This window comes from Microbacterium phoenicis (assembly GCF_047302325.1).
Taxonomy (GTDB): domain Bacteria; phylum Actinomycetota; class Actinomycetes; order Actinomycetales; family Microbacteriaceae; genus Microbacterium.
On record NZ_CP154849.1, the window covers coordinates 2,406,480 to 2,426,582 of the forward strand.

Annotated in this window: 18 protein-coding genes; 2 read left to right on the top strand and 16 right to left on the bottom strand. The window is 63.2% G+C overall.

The genetic code is table 11. The features are described 5' to 3' along the window. The 3 genes from ABCU91_RS11750 to ABCU91_RS11760 form a co-directional block, all read right to left on the bottom strand. Complete coding sequence (locus ABCU91_RS11750) at positions 1-909, bottom strand: carbohydrate ABC transporter permease (RefSeq protein WP_413353807.1); 909 nt, start codon at positions 907-909, stop codon at positions 1-3. Between the two features lie 3 nt (positions 910-912). After that, a complete protein-coding gene (locus ABCU91_RS11755) occupies positions 913-1,800 on the bottom strand; it encodes a carbohydrate ABC transporter permease (RefSeq protein ID WP_413353808.1) in 888 nt (295 codons plus the stop codon). Positions 1,801-1,867: 67 nt separating this feature from the next. Next, positions 1,868-3,190 carry an ABC transporter substrate-binding protein gene (locus ABCU91_RS11760; RefSeq protein WP_413353809.1) on the bottom strand — a complete coding sequence of 441 codons (1,323 nt, stop codon included), beginning with the start codon at positions 3,188-3,190 and terminating at the stop codon, positions 1,868-1,870. Between the two features lie 222 nt (positions 3,191-3,412). On the opposite strand from ABCU91_RS11760, the gene ABCU91_RS11765 reads away from it, so the two are divergent. Beyond that, positions 3,413-4,420 (top strand): LacI family DNA-binding transcriptional regulator, encoded by a 1,008-nt coding sequence (locus tag ABCU91_RS11765; RefSeq protein ID WP_413353810.1) that lies wholly within the window; start codon positions 3,413-3,415, stop codon positions 4,418-4,420. Between the two features lie 104 nt (positions 4,421-4,524). On the opposite strand, the gene ABCU91_RS11770 is transcribed toward ABCU91_RS11765, so the two are convergent. The 12 genes from ABCU91_RS11770 to nrdH all read right to left on the bottom strand — a co-directional run bounded on the left by ABCU91_RS11770 (position 4,525) and on the right by nrdH (position 18,011). Then, positions 4,525-6,630 carry a hypothetical protein gene (locus ABCU91_RS11770; RefSeq protein ID WP_413353811.1) on the bottom strand — a complete coding sequence of 702 codons (2,106 nt, stop codon included), beginning with the start codon at positions 6,628-6,630 and terminating at the stop codon, positions 4,525-4,527. 4 nt (positions 6,631-6,634) lie between these two features. Continuing rightward, a complete protein-coding gene (locus ABCU91_RS11775; RefSeq protein WP_413353812.1) occupies positions 6,635-7,495 on the bottom strand; it encodes a carbohydrate ABC transporter permease in 861 nt (286 codons plus the stop codon). After that, positions 7,492-8,469, bottom strand: coding sequence for a carbohydrate ABC transporter permease (locus tag ABCU91_RS11780; protein ID WP_413353813.1), 978 nt, complete (start codon positions 8,467-8,469; stop codon positions 7,492-7,494). The genes ABCU91_RS11775 and ABCU91_RS11780 overlap by 4 nt, the downstream gene beginning before the upstream one ends. Positions 8,470-8,527: 58 nt before the next feature. Next, the gene (locus ABCU91_RS11785; protein ID WP_413353814.1) at positions 8,528-9,784 is read right to left on the bottom strand and encodes an ABC transporter substrate-binding protein; all 1,257 of its coding nucleotides are present in this window, start codon (positions 9,782-9,784) and stop codon (positions 8,528-8,530) included. Between the two features lie 156 nt (positions 9,785-9,940). Continuing rightward, positions 9,941-10,948 (bottom strand): LacI family DNA-binding transcriptional regulator, encoded by a 1,008-nt coding sequence (locus ABCU91_RS11790; protein ID WP_413353816.1) that lies wholly within the window; start codon positions 10,946-10,948, stop codon positions 9,941-9,943. A 780-nt stretch (positions 10,949-11,728) separates the two neighbouring features. Continuing rightward, entirely contained in the window at positions 11,729-13,042 is a 1,314-nt protein-coding gene (locus tag ABCU91_RS11795) for a nucleotide-binding domain-containing protein (RefSeq protein ID WP_413353817.1), read from the bottom strand. Further along, positions 13,039-13,659, bottom strand: a complete 621-nt coding sequence (locus tag ABCU91_RS11800) for an SLATT domain-containing protein (RefSeq protein ID WP_413353818.1) — start codon at positions 13,657-13,659, stop codon at positions 13,039-13,041. The genes ABCU91_RS11795 and ABCU91_RS11800 overlap by 4 nt, the downstream gene beginning before the upstream one ends. A gap of 122 nt (positions 13,660-13,781) precedes the next feature. Then, entirely contained in the window at positions 13,782-14,102 is a 321-nt protein-coding gene (locus tag ABCU91_RS11805) for a helix-turn-helix domain-containing protein (RefSeq protein WP_413353819.1), read from the bottom strand. A 91-nt stretch (positions 14,103-14,193) separates the two neighbouring features. Continuing rightward, complete coding sequence (nrdF, locus tag ABCU91_RS11810) at positions 14,194-15,171, bottom strand: class 1b ribonucleoside-diphosphate reductase subunit beta (protein ID WP_091354938.1); 978 nt, start codon at positions 15,169-15,171, stop codon at positions 14,194-14,196. A 27-nt stretch (positions 15,172-15,198) separates the two neighbouring features. Then, on the bottom strand, positions 15,199-17,331 hold the full coding sequence (gene nrdE / locus ABCU91_RS11815) for a class 1b ribonucleoside-diphosphate reductase subunit alpha (protein WP_413355405.1): 2,133 nt from the start codon (positions 17,329-17,331) through the stop codon (positions 15,199-15,201). 5 nt (positions 17,332-17,336) lie between these two features. After that, positions 17,337-17,774, bottom strand: a complete 438-nt coding sequence (gene nrdI, locus ABCU91_RS11820) for a class Ib ribonucleoside-diphosphate reductase assembly flavoprotein NrdI (protein ID WP_091354941.1) — start codon at positions 17,772-17,774, stop codon at positions 17,337-17,339. 3 nt (positions 17,775-17,777) lie between these two features. Then, positions 17,778-18,011, bottom strand: a complete 234-nt coding sequence (nrdH, locus tag ABCU91_RS11825; protein ID WP_018188439.1) for a glutaredoxin-like protein NrdH — start codon at positions 18,009-18,011, stop codon at positions 17,778-17,780. A gap of 455 nt (positions 18,012-18,466) precedes the next feature. Between nrdH and ABCU91_RS11830 the strand changes: the two genes are divergently transcribed. Continuing rightward, a complete protein-coding gene (locus ABCU91_RS11830) occupies positions 18,467-19,672 on the top strand; it encodes an MFS transporter (protein WP_413353820.1) in 1,206 nt (401 codons plus the stop codon). 9 nt (positions 19,673-19,681) lie between these two features. On the opposite strand, the gene ABCU91_RS11835 is transcribed toward ABCU91_RS11830, so the two are convergent. Then, on the bottom strand, positions 19,682-20,086 hold the full coding sequence (locus ABCU91_RS11835; protein WP_018188441.1) for a hypothetical protein: 405 nt from the start codon (positions 20,084-20,086) through the stop codon (positions 19,682-19,684). Between the last annotated feature and the right edge of the window lie 17 nt (positions 20,087-20,103).

The window sequence follows — 20,103 nt, forward strand, 5'->3', positions numbered from 1 at the left end:
TCAGCCTTTCACTGATCCTGCGGTGAGGCCCTTCATGACCTGCTGGTTGAGGAAGAGGTAGATGAGGAGGGTGCCGAAAACGTTCACGGCGATCGCGGCGAAGGTCGGCCCGTACTGGACGGCTCCGTACTGGCCGGTGAAGTTGAGCAGTCCGACCTGGATCGTGCGGAGGTCGCTGCTGTTGGTGAACGTCAGCGCAATGAGCAGGTCGTTCCAGAGGAAGAAGAATTGAACGAGACCCACGGTGAACAGCGCGTTCCGCACCAGCGGCAAACCCACGGACCAGAAGGACCGGAAGATGTTGGCACCGTCGAGCGTGGACGCTTCGAAAATCTCGCGAGGCACAGCACGGAAGAACGTGGCCATCATGAAGACGGTCAGCGGCATGCCGATGGCCGTGTAGGTCAGGATCAGCGGCCACAACGAGCCGTTCAGGCCGGTCCGGAAGTAGATCGTGAACAGCGGCAGGAGGATCATCTGAGCCGGCACCATGATCCCGGCGAGGAAGAGAAGGAGCACTGTGCCTCGGCCCTTCCAGACCATCACTTCGAGGGCGAAGCCGGCTGCCGCGCCGAAGACGAGAATGATTGCGAGGGATGGGAAGACGGCGATCACGCTGTTGAGGACGTACTTGCCGAACTCCCCGGTGGTGAACACCTCGACGTAGTTCTCGAATCCGAACGAGCTCGGGAGAGCCCAAAACGGTTCGTTGAGGAACTCGTTCTGCGTTTTGAAGGAACCGAGCAGCATCCAGATCATCGGGTAGATCTCGATGATCAGCAGGATGGCGATGCCGAGTCGCAGCGGGAGCCGTCCGAAGAAGTCCTTCGGGCCCCTCCGGCGCCGATTGGGGGGTCGCGTAGCGGTCTCGAGGCGCTTGCCGGAGACGAGCAGGCTGGTGGTCGTCATGGGTCAGCTCTCCTTCGTGAGGTCGCGGCGCGTTGACCGGAAGATGAACACGGTGAACAAGAGGCAGAGGATCGTGAGCATGAGCGCGATGGTGCTGCCGTACCCGTACTGGCCGTAGGTGAACGACGTGCGGAACATGTAGAGGGTGAGCGGCGTGGTGGCGCTACCCGGGCCGCCGTTGGTGAGTGCGACGACGGTGTCGAAGACTTTCAGAGTGCCGTTGATGCTGAAGATGAGCGACGAGAGCAGCACGGGAAGCGATAGCGGCAAGACGATGGTCCGGACGAGCTTCCATCCGGCGGCGCCGTCGATGCGTGCAGATTCGAGCAGCTCGTCCGGAATGTCGACGAGGCCTGCGTACAGGAGCACCGCGTAGAAGCCCATCGACCGCCACAGGTCCATCAGGATGATGATCCAGAAGGCTGCCCCAGGCGTTCCGAACCAGTCCACCGACTCCAGCCCGAAAGCGTTGAGCAGGGAGTTCACAGGGCCCGTGGTGGGTGCCGCCTCGAAGAGCCGCTGGAACAGCAGAGCGACAGCGACGGTGGGAAGCACGACCGGGAAGAAGACGATCGTCCGGATGAGGCCCGACGCCTTCCTCAGCCAGAAGACGTACATCAGTGCGAGCAGGTACCCAACGCCGACTTGCAGGACCGTGAGGATCGCGGCGTACATGAGGGTGAACCCGATCGCGTTCCACGCGGCGGGGTCCTGGAAGAACGTCACAAAGTTGTCGGCGCCGTTGAACTCGAATCCCGTGATCGGGTTACCGTCCTGCACCGTGTAGAACAGCGACCACACAATCGGGATGAGCATGATTAGGGAGTAGACCAGCAGCGCTGGGCCTACGAGGACGAAGATGGCGCGCTTGTCGCCCAGAACTTTGTTCATGAGGGTCTTTCGGGTGTGGATGAGCGGGGGTCGGGGCGAGCCGAGGCCCGCCCCGACCGTGGTGGGCTCAGCCCTTGTCGTTGGCCGCCTGGACCAGTTCCATGAACTGCTGACCGGAGACCGAGCCGGTCGCGAGGCCGCCGCCGTTGGTCTGGCTGACGCTGGTACCTTCCGAGCTGAACAGCGCCTCGAACCAGAGGACGCTCGAAGGTGCCGCCTCGATCTCGGCCTGGACTGCCTGAGTGGTTGAGGGGAGGTCGGCTGGCGGGTTGTCCACAACGAACCCGGACACGACACCACTGTCTGCCAGGACCGTGTCGCCGTAGTTCTCGGCGATGCACTTGATCCACGCCCCGGTGTCGTCACCGTAATTCTTCTGCGCGAACATCACGGGGATGCCGACGTTGGCGGGGATCTCGTCGATGCTGCCGGCGCCACCATCGACGGCAGGGAACCGGGCGAAGCCGATGTTGTCCGGACCGCCGATCTGGTTCTGGGCTTCGTCGGCGAAGTTCGCGAGAGCCCAGCTGCCCATGTAGAAGAAGGCCGCCTTGCCCGTCAGGAAAGTGTTCATCGCGGCGTTGTAATCGACCGATCCAACCGCGTCGCCGAAGTATCCGGCCTTCCCGAGCTCTGCCACAGCGTCGGCTGCGGCGACATACTCGGGATCAGTCAGCTTCGCGTCTCCATCCGCGACCTTCTGGAGCGCGTCGGCGCCGAGGTCGCGGAAGATGTAGTCGCCGACGAGTCGGGTGACCGGCCAGCCGTCCTTGCCCGCCGCGCTGAAAGGCTGCACGCCGGCGGCATCGAGGGTCTCTGCTGCAGAGACAAGGTCATCCCACGTCTCCGGAACATCGACGCCGTTGTCGGCGAGAAGCTCCTTGTTGTACCAGAAGCCTTCGATGTTGAACTCGGTCGGGAGAGCGTAGAGGCTGCCGTCACCGTACAAAGCCTTGATCGTCGACTCGGCTGCGGGCTGGATGCGATCGGCCACACCGAGCTCATCGAGGGTGTCGGACAGGTTGAGAACCTGCCCCGCCTCGATGAACTGGCTCATCAGCGACGGCGTGCCGGCGGCCATCGACATGTTCGACAGACCGTTCTGGCTGGCGAGCAGTTGGAGCTGCTGGTCCCACTGGGTACCGGCGATGTCGTCGCCCTTCAACGGGGCCGCCTTCTCCTCCGCCGCGCACTGGTCCTTCGCCAGCGTCTCGAGGGTCCCGACGATCGTGGTGTTCTCGGTCTGACCGAGGTAGGTGAACTCGCCAGTCGACTCCCCAGAAGACGACGGACCTCCCGCAGGACCGCAGGCCGCAAGCGCGAGAGCGCCGACGCCGAGAGCGGCGAGAGCAGGAACGAGGCGACGGGCGCGCCGCGATGCTGTGGACACTATTCCTCCTTGAACATGACGCCTCGTTTTTGAAGCGCTCCAACGAACGATGACACCGGCTGAAAGGCCTGTCAAGCACGTTGCCGGTAACAAATGTGAAACGCTTCATTTGTTGCGGATTGGCCGATATCATTTCAATAGCCGCGGATGTCACCCGACGCACAGCGGCGAAAGGATCCCATGGTCATGGAGCGGTCGCCGGCGCCTAAGCCGCAGCCCAGCATGGCCGACGTGGCTGCCCATGCCGGGGTCGCTCTGGGCACAGTGTCGAACACCCTCAACAATCCCGAGAAGGTGCGCGAGGCGACGCGGCGGCGAGTCTTGTCGGCCATTGCGGAACTTGGGTTTGTGCGGAACGACGCGGCGCGATCCCTCGCCGCCGGCGTCAGTACCTCCGTAGGCCTCGTGCTCGCAGACCTCGGGAACTCATTCTTCGTCGACATCGCGCGCGGAGTAGAAGCGGTGATGCGACGACGCGGCATGGACGTCCTGATCGTCAACTCCGACATCGAGCCCACACGCGAGGTCCACAACCTGGAGTTGCTCGATCGCTCCCGAGTTGCAGGCATCATCATCGCTCCCCTCGACACAGCCCTCGCTCGTTCGAGCGTCCTGCCTACTCGTTCTACCCCCACCGTGCTCGTCAATTTCGAGTCCCCATCGCTCGCCTACTCCGGCGTCATTGTGGACGAGCATCACGGCGGCCGGCTAGCTGCCGAGCATCTTCTTGCGCTGGGTCGACGACGGCTAGTCTTCGCGGGGGGTCCGCTCTTCCTCTCTGCAGTTGAGGCGCGGCTGGACGGTGCCCGGGCGGCCGTCGCGGAGGTTCCCGGCGCCTCACTTGAGGTGATCGAAACGCGAGGCCTGAACATCCGCCATGGCCGCGAGGTCGGAAAGCGGCTCGTGGGCCTGGGCGCCAGCACTTTCGATGCGGTGATCTCCGCCTCTGACCTGCTTGCGATCGGCCTGGTGCAGGTGCTCAGTGAGGTGCCTGGCTTCTCTGTACCGGCAGACATCGCCGTCACCGGATACGACAACAACCATTTCGCTTCCGAGAGTGCCGTGCCGATCTCGACCGTGGCTCAGCCCGGCGAGGAGATGGGGCAGGCTGCCGCGGATCTCCTGTTGGATCGGATCGAGAATCTGACCACCTCAAACCGGACCGTGACACTCGAACCGCGTCTCATCCCGCGCACGTCATCGCTGGGCGCTGCTTGGCGTCGGGACTGATCAAGCGCCACAGATGCGCCACGCGGGTAGTCGAAGCGGCAAAGGGATACTGCTCCCGAACCGCACGCGGGGAATTGCCAACTGGCCCACTCCGGGAGGGTGTGTCAGAACAGGCGCGCGACCCCGTCGTCCTCGAGCTGCATCCATAGGGCGAGGTGAAAGTCCTGGTCATTGGCGAGCGGGTCCGCGAAATGAGCAGGAACGCCGTCAACGGATGTCGGCATCACGAACGCACATGTCGCCGACCCGTCGACCCCGTAGTTGACCATGTTGGCGCGCAGGATCGTCTCGGCGAGTTCGTCGGTGTGAGGTGTGTGGAGTGGCTGAGGAAGCCGCAGTAGCACTGAGGCGGTCAGCGCGCTCCAGTAGTGCGGGAAGACGTCCCCCCATTGCCGCCGCTGACCGAACCAGTACCCGTCCCAGTGTCGGATTGCGACGCCGTTCAGCCGTGCGTGCGGCTGCGGCCCGCCGAAGGCGAGTAGCCACGGGAGCCGAGCGCCGATGGCATCTTGGAATTCATCATCGCCTGTGAGTCGGTGCGCGTCGATGAGCAGGTTGAGCAGGGGTGCAACGATCGCCTGCTCATAAGCGACCTCATGCCCTGGTAGATCGGATCCGCGCGCCGCGAAGTGTCGGGCGCTGGAAACGACCTCTTGTCGGATTGCAGCGGCCCTCGTTAGTTGGCCGTCGTGTTCGAGCGCGTCGGACACGGCGCACGCGACCTCGGAGAATCCGATGGTGAGTATCCGACTCAGCCCGAGTTCGAAGCCGCGTTCGAGGAGGCTTGCTGCGAGCTCGAGATCTGCGGGTCGGCCGTGTTGCCGGTGCCGCAGTAGGAAGAATCGTGACAGCCACGGCGAGTCGTAGAGTCGGATCCCGGCGTGCTGCTGTTGGGAGCCACGGCGCGGTGCCGCGGTGTCGTCGATGAGGTACCGCCGCGCGAAGTCGGCCCACCCATCGAGCGCAACGTCGGCGTCCGCGTCGAGCCAACCCCGCATGAGGGCGTGCTGGATCATGAGTGCAACGCCGATGCGTTCCGACCCGTCGGTCCAGTCGTTCCACCCGTTGGTCGGCTGGGTCAGACGCGTTCGCGTGTCGACCGGGAGGATGGCGTGAGCGAGTAGACCCGGGCGTTCAGCGCTCCGCTGATAGTCGAGGACATACCTCGCGCGCTTCCGCACGGTGTCGCGCACGGTGTCATGGAAAAGGACTTCGGTTCGGCTGCCCCCGCCGATGCGCACTCCATAGATGCCGGGTGTCGTGGCGGTGAGGAGCACGTCCGTCTCCGATGGCGTGACGGTGACGCCGACATCGGCTGTGACAACCTGGGAGGTCCGGACGGTGATCATCTCTCCCACCGTCGCGCTGTACGTACTGAATTCCGCTGGTGTCGGCGCTTGTCGGGTGAACGCGGAGATGTCTTCGTACCAGGCGAGCTCCCATGCGAGCGAGTAGGTCGCCCCGGGTGCCAGTTTGATGACTGGTTGCCCTCCGAAGGCGTCTGGGACGCGCGCGCGGTCGGTGGCATGGAGAACGAGGTGGCCGCGGGCATTCGAGATGGTGCCGGCGTTACGCGTCTCGACTGAATAGCCCCATAAGGCTCCCTCGGTGAGCGTCAAACCAAGGACGGGCCCACTGCCGTCCATCGGTTGCGCCGCGACCCAAGACCATTCACCGCCAGTGAAGATGTGCGCGTGGACCCGCCGAGTGAGCGCATCGAGCGCGCCCGGATAGAGGTCGGCGAAGGGCGTCTGAACCGCCAGTCCCGTGATTTCTATCGGTCGATCGCCGACGTTCGTGAAGCGATAGCTCTCGCGATACGTCGGACCGGCGACGCGTTCGACGTCGAGACGTGCCCGCTCGCCCAGCTCATGAACCGAATGTGTCCGGTCGTTCGCGACAGTGAGAGCGGATGGCGCATTCCATCTGGCCGCGAACCCGTCGGCGACGAGGTAGCCGCTCCCCCACGCGTGTTCGATGGAGTGCCAGGCCGTGTCATCGGCGAGCAGATAGACACGCTCGGGATGTGCTGCGTGCACGAACTGAAGCGGCGAGCCTGTCTCACTGTCGAAGATCACCCGGCCGTCGCCAAAGGCGAAGTGAGCGGTCGGCCTCGGCTCAATGTCAAGCGATGTAGTGGTGGCGATAGTCGTCTCTTGCAACTCAGACTCCATGGGCTCGCGTGCCCTCAAGGCTTCGATGTTCGTCACGTGGTCACCCTTTGATCGAGCCAGCCACGCCACCGAGCACTTGGCGTTGCAGGATGAGGTAGAAGACGACGAGCGGCAGAACGCCGAGGACCATCATCGGGAACAGCGACGTCCAGTCGATCGAGAACTGGCCGATGTTTCTGTAGACCTCCTGGAGAATGACCTGCTTATCCCGAGACTGAAGGAAGTACAGCGGTCCCATGAAGTCATTCCAGGCACTCAGCGTGTTGAGGATCGCGACGGTGACCACCGCTGGTCGCAGCAGCGGAAAGACGATGGTCACGAAACTACGGAACACTCCGGCGCCGTCGATCGAGGCCGCCTCCTCAAGTTCTTTCGGGATGGTCGACGTGAAGGCGTAGAAGAGGAGCGTCGCGAAAGGCAGATTGACCGCGATGTTGATCAGGATGACGGCGAGAAGGCTGTTCATCAGGCCGAGCGCCTTGACGACTTCGTAGAGTCCCAAAATCGACATCTGGTACGGGAACATCAGACCGCTGAGCAGCACAAGGAACGCGATCGATGCGACTCGGCTGTTGCTCTTCCGGTTCAGGGCGTACCCAGCCATCGAGCCGAAAACGACGACACCGACGACCGACCCCACCGTGATGAGGAAGGTGTTCAGGAACGCCCGCGGGTACTCCATCTTCACGAAGGCGTCCACGTAGACCGAGATGTCCCACGTTGCGGGCAACGCCATGGGGTTTGCGGCGGCCTCTGCTGGCGACTTGAAGGTGGTGACGAGCAAGTAGTAGATCGGGATGAGCACGATCACCGCGAGCACCGAGAGCACGACGAATGAGATCCCGGCCGTGAGTCGTCGAGTGCGTCGTACGGAGGGAAGTCGGGTTGCGGTCGTGGTCATGAGTATCTCGTTTCGAGCTTGCGGAAGACCCGTAGCAGCAAACCGCCGATGAGGAGGCTGACGATCAGGAAGAGGATGCCGAAGGATGCCGCCAGGCCGTAGTTGCCTTCCGAGAATTTGCGGTACATGAGGGTCAGCACGGTTTCCGTCGCGAACCCTGGGCCGCCGTTGGTCATTGAGATGACGACGTCGAACACTTTCAACCCGGAGATCAGACCAGTCACGATCGTGATCTGGAAGGCGGGAATGAGCCCCGGCAACGTGACCGTGAGGAACGACTTCCATCGCCCGGCGCCATCTAGAGCGGCCGCCTCGTACAGATCGGTGTTGATGGTCTGCAGGGCGGCGAGATAGATGACCATCTGGTACCCGAACCACTGCCAGACCTGTGTGGCGATGATGCTCCCGAGCGCGAGACTTGGGTCGCCCAGCCAGTTGACGTTCTCGAGGCCGATACTCCGAAGCAAGAGGTTCAGCAGGCCATAGTCGTTGGACGAGAAGATGTAGCTCCACAGGTATCCAACGACGAGGACGCTGAGGACTGCTGGCCCGAAGAAGATGGTTCGGAACCCGCCGCGGAACGGAATCTTCGAGTGCAGCAGCAAGGCGATCGGCAGTGCGATCAGATTCTGCAAAATCACGACAGCCACGGCGTAGACCAGCGAGTGCTGGATACCGGCGACGATCTGCGGATTCGTGAGCGCCTCTGCGTAGTTCTCGAGTCCGACGAAGCTCACGTCTGGGCGGAAGTTGCTTTGATCGGTCAGGCTTAGGATCGCCGTTCGGATCACGGGGATGATGAAGAAAACCGCGAAGACAAGCATGGCCGGCGCCACCATGAGCACGAACGGTGCGTTGGCGCGCCACCGGAGCCGCCGTGAGGTAGGCAGGGTGGTCTCCTTCCTGCGGGTCGGTTTCGCTGGCACTGGCGCGGGTGCACCAGCGGCGCGGGGCCGTACTTGTTCGGTGGTCATGTGTTCCTTCCGAAGATGGGGTGTGCGAGCTGTCCAGCTCGCACACCCCACCGCAGCGTCAGTAGCGGATCGAGTCAGCCTGGCTGTCGAGCTGAGCGATGAGATCGTCGGTGGTTTCCTGACCACTGATGACGCTCTGCAGGCCCTTGGTCAGCGTGTCGAGCATGGTCTGGGCGGGCATGTTGACGCCCCAGCGGTCCCATGCCACAGCCACGTGTCCTTCGGAGAGCAGTGGAGTGACGAGGTCGTACTCCGCGGGGAACGATCCCTCAACACCGCTGTAGTAGCTGAATGCTCCAGGGTTGGCATCCACGGTCGCCTGCATTGCTTCTTTCGAGGCGAGTGCGTTGAGCGCGGCCATCGCCTGCTCGGGATGCTTGCTGTCAGCGTTGACGCCCATGCTGGCTGCCGGCCCGCCGAGCAGCCATTGGTTCGACGCGTCGGCGCCCACGTGGGAGAACATCCCGAAGTTCATTCCGGCGTCGGCGAAGGTCTGGTAGTCCCAGGGACCGCTGATGAACATCGCTGCATCGCCGTTAGTGAATTCAGCGACAGCTTGGGTGAGGGGCACTCCCAGCATCTCGGGAGTCAGTACCTTGTGGTCGATCAGCTGGCTCCAGGAATCCAGCGCCTCGTTCCACTTGCCTTCGAGAGTCGTCTTCCCGTAAGCGAATTCCGTATCCACCTCAGGGCTGCCCCCGCCGTTGTGGTAGTGGGCGTTCTCGAGGTACCCCATGAGCGAGTGAATCGCCTTATCGCTGTCAGCGAGACCGGCGGCGAGAGGCTGGATGCCGGCTGCAGTGAGCTCATCGGACACGTCGAGGAACTCGTCGAAGGTTGTCGGCACGCTGACGCCGGCCTTCTCGAACAGGTCCTTGTTGTAGAAGATGCCGGAGAACCAGCCGTACGACGGGACCCCGTAGACCTTGCCGTCTGCGTCGCTGGCCAGAGCCAGACCCTCGTCCGTGAAGTTGCTGACCATCTCCTCATCGGAGATGTCGACGAGGTTCCCGGCGGCGACGCGCGCTGGGAAACTAGCGCCGTCCATGATGATGTCGGGCCCCTCGCCCGACGCGAGCTGCGTGCTCAGCCAGGTGTTGTACTGGTCAAGCGGCACCTGCGTGTACTCGAGCGTCACGCCGTCCGCCTCGAGAATCTTGTTGGCGGCTTCGAGGGTGGTGCCGATCTGGCCCTCCTCGTACCAGCCCGCGAGCGTGACGGTCCCCGAGCTCGATCCCGAGCCTTCCGTGCCGGCGGGTGAAGTTGAGCATGCGGACAGCGCGAGTGCAGCAATGGTGAGCGTGGACGCAGCCACAGCCACACGCGAACCGGCTCGACGTTGAGTCATCGGAGTTCCTTCCGTGCCGACCTCAGCGGCGGCGATTGGAGATTCGGATTTCGATGCGCATCGATTCGATGCGCATCGAAAGATTAGAAGAAGGAACGGGAGAACTACAAGCGATGTGTGGAATCAGAAGGTCGCAGTCGTGTAACGACGCGTCAGTCGAGGTGCGACGAGCCGCGTTGCATGGTCGGAGTCTCCCCCACCGAGTCGCCGGAAGAGCGTCGTCATGGCGAGCCGTGAGACGTCCCTCGGTTCCGGAGACACATTCGTTACGTGTGTACGAAATCCCTGCGCTGTCGCATCCGTGCAAAGACCGACCAGCGAGACGTCCACACCCAATTGCAGATCAGCCGAGGCCAGCGACTGCATGACGATGTCAACCGCCTGTGGCGTGCGGGCGATGATGCCTGCACGCTGCTCCGACAAACCACGTGCGTACGCATCGAACGACGCGAACCCTGCCCAGCCGTCGGCGTCGGGCGTAAAAATGGCGAAGTCCACCGCATTGTCGAGAGCGGCGATGCTCGCGCCGTCGTAGAACTTGGATATGAAGCCGAAATCCTCTGCCCGAACGGTAGGGGGCTCCCCCACGAGGACAATCTTTCGGTGACCCGTCGAGATCAGATGTTCGACCGCCATGCGGCCGGCGCTCTCGACGTCGAAGTCGATGCAGTCGATCCCTTCCGCGTCGTCGGGAACACCGATGAGCACGCAAGGTACGTCGAGCTTCCGCACCGTGGCGATCCGGTCATCGTTCCGTCGGATGTCCATCAACACGATTCCGTCGACGATAGACCTTCCCGCTAGACGCTCGAGGCCCGCGGGCCCCTCATCCTCAGTGATGAGGACTAGGTCAAAGTCACGCTCACGGCAGAAGGACGAAATGGTGTCGATGAACGGGAGCAGCGCCGCGACGTCGGTGTTCGACGGTAGCCGCGCAACCAGGCCGATGACGTTCGTTCGCCGTCCCGCTAAGGCGCGAGCACCGGCATTGGGGTGATAAGCCAACTCGCGCATGGCCTGTTCCACGCGCGCGCGAGTCTCGGGAGAAATGGACCGAGCGCCAGACATGACGTACGACACCGTGCTCTGCGATACGCCAGCCAGCTTCGCGACATCGCTTGCGGTAGCCAATGGAACCTCCCGCGGAGAGTGTACGGGGTCTTGAGTGAACTACCGAAGGGCGGCGCACCGGTTCACCGATCTGCGTGGTGCCCCGTCGTCGACATAGTCGGTTTCGCAAGACCACGCGGGCCGGCTGCGCTCGGTGACTCAGTCATGCTCGCGTCTTCGCCATCTCTGATCGCCAGCCTCCCGGGGATCTCGATCGACGCAGAAGTATCGCGCTCAACGTGGGCGGCGCGCCGCGGATTCTGTTTTCGATGGCGCGACGGGGCGAGCTGCGCAGATATGCGGTCGTCGGGCTCGCTACGAATGGAGCTGTAAGCCACTCACTCCTTGAACGAATCCTGGATGCTGTGGGCTCTGAGGGGACCTTGGTTCTCGTGACTCTCCACGCCCCAAGGCAGTGGATAGATGGTGTGAATGGCAACATCGAGGCGTTTGCGTCGTAGCGGCGGATTGGAATGCAGCTCTGAGCGACGTGCCGGGAGCGCTAGCCAGCGACGGTATTCATCCGACACGGAAGGGCGCAGACATCACCGAGACGCTCATGGCAGCCCCCCATCAACATGACGCGAGGTAACGGTGGAACCCGACGGGATCAACAATCTCCCGATCTCGACTCCGCTGTTCTGCCAGCGGTCGAGAGCTACCCCTCCCTGAGGGCGATGGTAGGCGGGGCGCAACTCCCCCTGGCGCCCCACGGTGACCCGTTGGGAGGTGCCGACTGATCGCCGAGACACGATGAGTCGCTTGGTCGGAGATCTGGGCACATCGTCCTCTCGCCCGATTCTAGAATCGAGGTGCGCTAGCTGATGCCAGCCGAATAGGAACCTTGATCCGATCGCGCGCGACAACGATCCCGTCTTTCAGGACGTAGCACTCGACGAGATGATCCCCGCGGAACTCGGTACGCTCGTGCCTGCCGGTCGGAGTGTTTGAGGAGATGATCTGACCTCGGATCTTGTCCCGGCGTTGAGCCTCCTCGCCCTGATTGAGCACTTTCCAGCGAACATCGTAGGGGTGGGGGACATCGCAGTCCCTCACAGCAAAGTCGAGCTCCTTATTCGCATGGAGGAAGGTTCCGGATCCGAGCAAATCACGGAGCCACGCCGGACGCCAGCCGTGCTGGGTGACTTTGCAGTCGATGCTGACGGAATAGCGGACGTCGACAGGAAACTGGTCTTCGACATACTCCTCGGTGTCATTGAACGAGCGAGCGAAAGTAGTAGCCGCGGCCGCCTCCAGGGGCACAGCAGTGCCGAAGACCTGTCGCCAGGTCTTGTTCGCCGAAGCCTTCCCTTCATCAGCGATCGCGTCGAGGCACCGCTTGTGCGCCTTCTTGGCCTTGGGCTGAAACCGAGCTTTGACTTTGACCCGCTGATTACTGCCGAGGGCAAGGTAAAAGTCCTTATCAGGCTCGTTGGCCATGAAGTCGAAAAAATCACGCACCATCATGTCGAAGGAGCCGGTACCTGCCGAGTCGTACTCATCGGTTTGTTCGAAGAACCGGTGTACGAGCGTGTCGATCAGCAGACCGCCCATGTTGACCCCGTTCGCGTTTTTCCAAGCGCGTGCCATGCGCGCAAGGTGTCGCATGTTCTTCGAGGTACGGTCGTTGCGCTCTCTCGTGGCCCGGATTTCATCGCGCGGCTTAGTGACCTTCCAGCTCTTCGCCGAGGTGTCGGGATACTCGAAACTCCCCTCGGCCGTTTCAAACGCCGGCTGCACTTCGAACTTGAAGGCGTTCGTCTTGAACTGCACGCGAACAACGCACTGATCGACACGGATATCGGTGTTCGGGTAGCGAGCCTGGAGGTCGTCTCGGACGCGCTCGAGCATACGCTTGGGCCCGGTCTCGTTGTCGTAGCTGGCCTTGATCGTGGCGGGTATCACAAAGATCATGTCGAGGTCGGAGACTCCCTTGATCGCGGTGTGACGGCCGTAGGAGCCGACCATAAGCTGGTGGTCGATCGAGCCCTCTTTGCCCCAGAAGTCCTTATTGAGCGACTTTGCGATCTCATCCCGACGCTCGGCGACAGCAGCGTTGGCGCCGCGAACCTTCAGGTTCTGGAGCAACGTGTCGAAGACTTCTGATGTCTTCATGAACGCGCACCGGGCTGTTCGAGACGAAGCGCTTCGGGGAGGAGAAGGTCGATCTCGCTCGCGGAGAACGTCAGTTCTTCATTCTTTTTCAACCCGTCCGAAGCGCGGAGATACGCCTTCGAACTAGTACGCGGCGCTTCAGCGTAAGCGGCCCTCGTCAGTTCCTGCAGCGCATCACGACGAGCGCGGCCCTGCTCATCAGAGATACTTCCGGCCATCAAGTCAGCGATTAGTGAGATGTAAGACTCGCGCACATCCCACAGCTGCGAGGCGACATCGCGATGGACGTTCGCTTCCTCTGCAAACCGGAACGTCTTCGAGCCGAGACTCAACCACGTAACCAGGAGAGCGATCGATGAGGTGACGAGGGTTGTCACCGCCGGATCCCCCAGGACTCCCATAACCGAGACTAGGAAGGTGCCGGAACCGATAGCGGTGAGCGCGATTAGCGATCCCTGCTGCCAGCGGTGCTTTGCGAAGCAGATATCCGACTGCTTCTCGCGGGTCTTGTGGCTGTAAACCACACGCCCGAATGCCTCTCGAACCTGCCCCATCAGGCGCGGGTCTCCCGCGTTTCCGCGGGCGGTTCCAGCGCCCTCGCTCACCTGAGTAGTCATGAATCTCCCCCGATCGGGCGCCTAGCGCCCCTGGCATTGGTGCCGATTCTGCAGCCACCGATCGACACGGACTCGAATCGCTTCGTCAAACTAGCTCACCCGGCAGGAACCCTGGTCGGCTTCTACTCTCGGATCACAGCTGCCGCGCGGGGCCATGGCGGGTACAGAGAAACCCCAAGAGCATCTTCCAGCCGCGCGACGGTTCGAACATCGGGATAGCTCGCCCCAGCGATCAAGCGGCGAAGAGTCTTCTCGTTGATCCCTGCATCCCGCGCAACACCCCTCACTCCACGCTCACCCATGGCAGCGAGCAAATTGACCACAATCAATCGGGCCACCTCTGCGTCTTCCGAGGCGACTCGTTCGTGGGGCCATTTCGAAGAATCCGCCGCAGGGAAGCCTCGGGCCGGAGGCTCCCCTGCGGGTGATGCCGTCATTTTCATGGCTCAAGTACCTGGATGGAATCAGCTAGCTTGACGCCGGCTCAAGTTGAACGAGAAAAGGGTCAGCTAGCTTGACGGACCATACCGCGCCTCAGAAGTCCCAGTCGTCGTCCTCGGTGGCGACGGCCTTGCCGATGACGTACGACGAACCCGACCCGCTGAAGAAGTCGTGGTTCTCATCCGCGTTGGGCGAGAGCGCCGACAGGATAGCCGGGTTCACGTTGGTGACACTCGCCGGGAACATGGCCTCGTAGCCGAGGTTCATGAGCGCCTTGTTGGCGTTGTAGTGCAGGAACTTCTTGACGTCCTCCGTCTGACCGATGCCGTCGTAGAGGTCCTGCGTGTACTGCACCTCGTTGTCGTAGAGCTCGTAGAGCAGCGAGAACGTATAGTCCTTGAGCTCGTCGCGCTCGGCCTGACCGAGCGTCTCGAGTCCGCGCTGGAACTTGTAGCCGATGTAGTAACCGTGCACGGCCTCATCACGGATGATGAGGCGGATGATGTCGGCTGTGTTCGTCAGCTTGGCCTTCGACGACCAGTACAGCGGCAGGTAGAACCCCGAGTAGAAGAGGAACGACTCGAGCAGGGTCGAGGCGACCTTGCGCTTGAGCGGCTCGTCGCCACGGTAGTAGTCCATGACGATGCGGGCCTTCTTCTGAAGGTTCTCGTTCTCCACCGACCAGCGGAACGCGTCGTCGATCTCGGGCGTCGAGGCGAGCGTCGAGAAGATCGACGAGTAGCTCTTCGCGTGCACCGACTCCATGAACGCGATGTTCGTGTAGACGGCCTCCTCGTGCGGGGTGATCGCATCGGGGATGAGCGAGACGGCGCCGACGGTGCCCTGGATCGTGTCGAGCAGCGTCAGGCCGGTGAACACGCGCATCGTCGTCTGCTGCTCCTCGGGGGTGAGCGTCGCCCACGACTGGATGTCGTTGGACAGCGGCACCTTCTCGGGAAGCCAGAAGTTGTTGACGAGGCGGTTCCACACCTCGAGGTCCTTGTCGTCCTGGATGCGGTTCCAGTTGATCGCCTGGACCGAGCCGAGGAGCTTGAGGGGTTCGGGGGTCATATCTTTTCTCTCTCGAATCTCAGCCGGTCAGAGCATGCAGGAGACGCACTCGGTCATATCAGTGCCCTCGAGCGCCATCTGACGGAGGCGGATGTAGTAGATCGTCTTGATGCCCTTGCGCCAGGCGTAGATCTGCGCCTTGTTGATGTCGCGCGTGGTGGCGGTGTCCTTGAAGAACAGCGTCAGCGACAGGCCCTGGTCGACGTGCTGCGTGGCAGCGGCGTAGGTGTCGATGACCTTCTCGTAGCCGATCTCGTACGCGTCTTCGTAGTACTCGAGGTTGTCGTTCGTCATGAACGGCGCCGGGTAGTAGACGCGGCCGATCTTGCCTTCCTTGCGGATCTCGATCTTCGACGCGATCGGGTGAATCGAGCTCGTCGAGTTGTTGATGTACGAGATCGAGCCGGTCGGCGGGACGGCCTGCAGGTTCTGGTTGTAGATGCCGTGCTTCTGGATGGATGCCTTCAGCTCGAGCCAGTCCTCCTGCGTCGGGATGTGGATGCCCTCGAAGAGCTCCGCGACGCGGGCCGTCGCCGGCTTCCAGGCCTGCTCGGTGTACTTGTCGAAGAACTCGCCGGAGGCATACTTCGAGTCCCAGAAGCCGTCGAAGACCTGACCGCGCTCGATGGCGATGCGGTTCGAAGCCTGCAGCGCGTGGAACAGCACCGTGTAGAAGTAGATGTTCGTGAAGTCGACACCCTCCTCCGAGCCGTAGTGGACGTGCTCGCGGGCGAGGTAGCCGTGCAGGTTCATCTGGCCGAGGCCGATGGCGTGCGACTTGTCGTTTCCGTCCTCGATGGAGCGGACCGAGCGGATGTGGCTCTGGTCGCTGACCGCGCTGAGGGCACGGATGCTGGTCTCGACCGTGCCGGCGAGGTTGCGGCCGTCCATCGCCAGGGCGATGTTCATCGAGCCCAGGTTGCAGGAGATGTCCTTGCCGATCTGGTCGTACGAGAGGTCCTCGTTGAACGTCGTCGGCGTGTTGACCTGCAGGATCTCCGAGCACAGGTTGGACATGTTGATCCGGCCCTTGATCGGGTTGGCCTTGTTCACCGTGTCCTCGAACATGATGTACGGGTAGCCCGACTCGAACTGGATCTCGGCGAGGGTCTGGAAGAACTCGCGCGCCTTGATCTTCGTCTTCTTGATGCGCGCGTCGTCGACCATCTCGCGGTACTTCTCGGTGACGGAGATGTCACCGAAGGGCACGCCGTAGACCTTCTCGACGTCGTACGGCGAGAACAGGTACATGTCCTCGTCGTTCTTGGCGAGCTCGAACGTGATGTCGGGGACGACGACGCCCAGCGAGAGCGTCTTGATGCGGATCTTCTCGTCCGCGTTCTCGCGCTTGGTGTCGAGGAACTTCATGATGTCGGGGTGGTGCGCCGAGAGGTACACGGCACCGGCGCCCTGACGCGCACCGAGCTGGTTCGCGTAGCTGAAGCTGTCTTCGAGGAGCTTCATGACGGGGATGATGCCCGACGACTGGTTCTCGATCTGCTTGATCGGGGCGCCCGCCTCGCGGATGTTCGAGAGGAGGAGGGCGACGCCGCCGCCGCGCTTGGAGAGCTGGAGGGCGGAGTTGATGCCGCGGGCGATCGACTCCATGTTGTCCTCGATGCGCAGGAGGAAGCACGAGACGAGCTCGCCACGCTGCGCCTTGCCGGCGTTGAGGAAGGTGGGGGTGGCGGGCTGGAAGCGACCCGAGAGGATCTCGTCGACGAGCTTGTTCGCGAGGTCCTGGTCACCGGCGGCGAGGGCCAGGGCGGTCATGACGACGCGGTCCTCGAAGCGCTCGAGGTAGCGCTTGCCGTCGAAGGTCTTGAGCGTGTAGCTCGTGTAGTACTTGAACGCGCCGAGGAACGTGTCGAAGCGGAACTTCGCCGCGTACGCACGGTCGTGGATCTGCTGGACGAACTCGAACGGGTACGCCTCGATGACGGCACCCTCGTAGTACTCCTTCTCGACGAGGTAGTCGAGCTTCTCCTTGAGGGAGTGGAAGAACACGGTGTTCTGGTTGACGTGCTGCAGGAAGTACTCCCGCGCGGCCCGCTTGTCGGCGTCGAACTGGATCTTCCCGTCCTCGCCGTACAGGTTCAGCATCGCGTTGAGGGCGTGGTAATCCATCCCCTCGAAACGAACCTCCGTCTTGAAGGCCATGTCGGTCACTGCAGCTTCCACCAGTCTTCCAATCCGCCGCTCACGCGGTCGACGTCCTCAGGCGTGCCGAATACTTCGAGCCGGTACAAGTGCGGCACACGACACTTGCGGCTGATGATGTCTCCGGCCAGGCAGAACGCCTCGCCGAAATTGCTGTTACCCGCGGAGATGACTCCGCGCAGCAGGCTCCGATTGCCCTCGTCGTTGAGGAAGCGGATGACCTGCTTGGGGACCGCGCCCTTCTCTTCTCCCCTGCCCTGGCCTCCCCCATAGGTGGGGGTGACCAGGACGTACGGCTCTTCGATGCGGAGAGCGGGTTCGGAGGAGTGAAGCGGGATGCGGCGGGCCGGCATCCCGAGCTTCTCGATGAATCGCGCCGTGTTACCCGACACGCTCGAGAAGTAGACGAGCAGCGGCACGTTCGTCATGACGGCCGCGCTCATCGGTCAGACCAGGCGAGACGCGAGCTCGTCGATCTTGTCGGGACGGAAGCCCGACCAGTGGTCCTCGTCGGTGACGACGACCGGAGCCTGGAGGTACCCGAGCGACTTGACGTGCTCGAGGGCCGCCGGGTCCTCGGAGAGGTCGAGGACCTCGTAGTCGATGCCCTTGGAGTCCAGCGCCCGGTACGTCGCGTTGCACTGCACGCAGGACGGCTTCGTGTACACGGTGATCGCCATCTGTCGACCTTCTCTCTGCCTCTGGTCCCCGCCGGTGCGGGGTCCTTCTCGTTCGTGAAATCTGACTGCAGGATGCGGGCGGGATCCGCCCGTCGACCTGGTTCCCGGGGGTGTGAGGCCGCCGGGAGCTCAATACTACATATGGGTACGGACACCCGGAAGCACCACAAGGGGTAGTAGTTACATCTGTGTAGTTTTTCCGCATCTCTCCACAGATACAACACAGGTTGTCCACCGATTCATCCCCAATCCGCGAAGTTCGGGACGGACTCGAAAAGGCCGGGATTCCGGCCGAAACCGCGAAGCCCTCGGCTGGTTGTCCACAGGTCGGACGATACGAGGAACCTCCGACATCGGATCGGGAGCGAATCCGACCCCCCGGCGTGTCGTCGGCGTGTCGCCGCGGGAGCGCACCCCACATCTGGGATGTCGGTGGGCGACGGTAGATTGGCAGGGTGGCGGGATACTCGGAACTCCTGCGCGCACCGGGTGTCGCGCGCATCATCGCGGCACAGCTGACGGCGCGTTTCCCGAGCGGGATGACGAGTCTCGCCGTGCTCCTCCACGTCGAGCAGTCGACCGGGTCCTACGGCTACGCGGGCATCGTCCTCGCCGCCGTCTCGATCGGCCAGGCCATCTCCGGTCCCGTCACCAGCCGGTGGATGGGCGTCTGGGGCATGCGCCGCGTCCTCACCCTGACCGCCGCCGTCTGCGCGGCCGCCGTCCTCGCCCTCGCGGTGAATCCGTTCGGGATGCCGGGGTTCATCGTCCTCGGCTTCATCGCCGGCATCGCCAATCCCCCGGTCCAGCCCGCCGTCCGGACGATCTATCCCAAGATCGTCACGTCGCGTCAGCTGACACCGCTCTTCTCGCTCGATGCCAGCCTGCAGGAGATCATCTGGATCTTCGCCCCGGTCCTCATCACGCTCGTCGCGACACAGGTGGGCACGGTTCCGGCACTCTTCCTCATCGCCGTGATCCTCATCGGCGGGTGCACCTGGTTCATCGCCTCGCCCGAGGTGGGCCGCGTCCGCATCCCCCGCAGCCGTCGCGGATTCGGACGGGTCCTCGGCAAGCCGGTCGTGCTGCTGTCCACCGTGACCGGCTTCCTGCTGATCGGCGCGTGCGCGGCCGTCGAGGCCGGCGTCGTCGCGTCGTTCGGCCACGAGGGGCTCGAGGCGGGGATCGTCCTGGCCGTCTTCGCGGTCGGCAGCCTCGCCGGCGGTCTGGGCTTCGGCCACATCCCGATCGGCCGGTGGGCGATGGCTCGTCGCCTGACGATCGTCGCCGTCGGCGTCTCGCTCGTCATGATCAGCCTCAACGCCTGGTGGATGGGCGCATCGCTCTTCGTCGCCGGCCTCGGCATCGCTCCGGCCCTCGCCGTCATGTTCGCGATCACGAGCGCGAGCGTGCGCTTCAGCGAGACGGCAGAGGCCTACGGGTGGATCGGCACCGGCCAGCTCATCGGCGCCGCCGCCGGTTCCGCGGTCGCCGGCTTCCTCATCGACGGCGTGGGCTCGGTCGGCGCGTTCATCGCGGCCTCCGGGTTCGCCGTCGCCGGCGCGCTCGTCGCCGCCGTGTTCGTCCGCGGGTTCCCCGACCTGCGCGGCCGCGACGCGAGCCCCATCCCCGACACGGAGCCCGTCCCGCTCATCACCTGAGCGAGCACATCACGCCGCGCGACGCAGCAGGAACAGAACGGCCTGCGCGTACGCGTCGGCAGGCTGCGGATGCCGGAAGAGGTGGGGCGCGGCATCCACTTCGATCTCCACCTCGTGGATGTCGGGAAGGCGACGGAGCGACCGGAACGTGCCCCGGAGCATCTCACGCAGCTGCGCCTCGGAGGGCAGCCACAGCGCGTCCTCGAGGGCGACCGAATCGAGCGCCCACTCGGTCGTCCCGTTGAAGGCGAGCAGATCGCCGGTCGGGTAGCTGCGAGCCTCGACAGTCATGTCGCTGACGGTGTAGACGTCGGCCTCGAACTCGGGTTCGTCGAGCTGGAACCGATCGCCGGAGCGCGGACGCCAGATCAAGCCGCTCGCGCGCAGCTCGCGTGCCAGGTCGGTGGAGATCATCCCCCCATCCTGGCCCG

What these genes read in the sequence shown, in the direction of transcription:
- ABCU91_RS11805 (WP_413353819.1), bottom strand. Translation starts at nt 14,102, where the DNA reads ATGAAAATGACGGCATCACCCGCAGGGGAGCCTCCGGCCCGAGGCTTC.
- nrdH (WP_018188439.1), bottom strand. Translation starts at nt 18,011, where the DNA reads ATGGCGATCACCGTGTACACGAAGCCGTCCTGCGTGCAGTGCAACGCG.
- ABCU91_RS11800 (WP_413353818.1), bottom strand. Translation starts at nt 13,659, where the DNA reads ATGACTACTCAGGTGAGCGAGGGCGCTGGAACCGCCCGCGGAAACGCG.
- ABCU91_RS11780 (WP_413353813.1), bottom strand. Translation starts at nt 8,469, where the DNA reads ATGACCACCGAACAAGTACGGCCCCGCGCCGCTGGTGCACCCGCGCCA.
- nrdF (WP_091354938.1), bottom strand. Translation starts at nt 15,171, where the DNA reads ATGACCCCCGAACCCCTCAAGCTCCTCGGCTCGGTCCAGGCGATCAAC.
- ABCU91_RS11795 (WP_413353817.1), bottom strand. Translation starts at nt 13,042, where the DNA reads ATGAAGACATCAGAAGTCTTCGACACGTTGCTCCAGAACCTGAAGGTT.
- ABCU91_RS11750 (WP_413353807.1), bottom strand. Translation starts at nt 909, where the DNA reads ATGACGACCACCAGCCTGCTCGTCTCCGGCAAGCGCCTCGAGACCGCT.
- ABCU91_RS11775 (WP_413353812.1), bottom strand. Translation starts at nt 7,495, where the DNA reads ATGACCACGACCGCAACCCGACTTCCCTCCGTACGACGCACTCGACGA.
- ABCU91_RS11765 (WP_413353810.1), top strand. Translation starts at nt 3,413, where the DNA reads ATGGCCGACGTGGCTGCCCATGCCGGGGTCGCTCTGGGCACAGTGTCG.
- nrdE (WP_413355405.1), bottom strand. Translation starts at nt 17,331, where the DNA reads ATGGCCTTCAAGACGGAGGTTCGTTTCGAGGGGATGGATTACCACGCC.
- nrdI (WP_091354941.1), bottom strand. Translation starts at nt 17,774, where the DNA reads ATGAGCGCGGCCGTCATGACGAACGTGCCGCTGCTCGTCTACTTCTCG.
- ABCU91_RS11755 (WP_413353808.1), bottom strand. Translation starts at nt 1,800, where the DNA reads ATGAACAAAGTTCTGGGCGACAAGCGCGCCATCTTCGTCCTCGTAGGC.
- ABCU91_RS11835 (WP_018188441.1), bottom strand. Translation starts at nt 20,086, where the DNA reads ATGATCTCCACCGACCTGGCACGCGAGCTGCGCGCGAGCGGCTTGATC.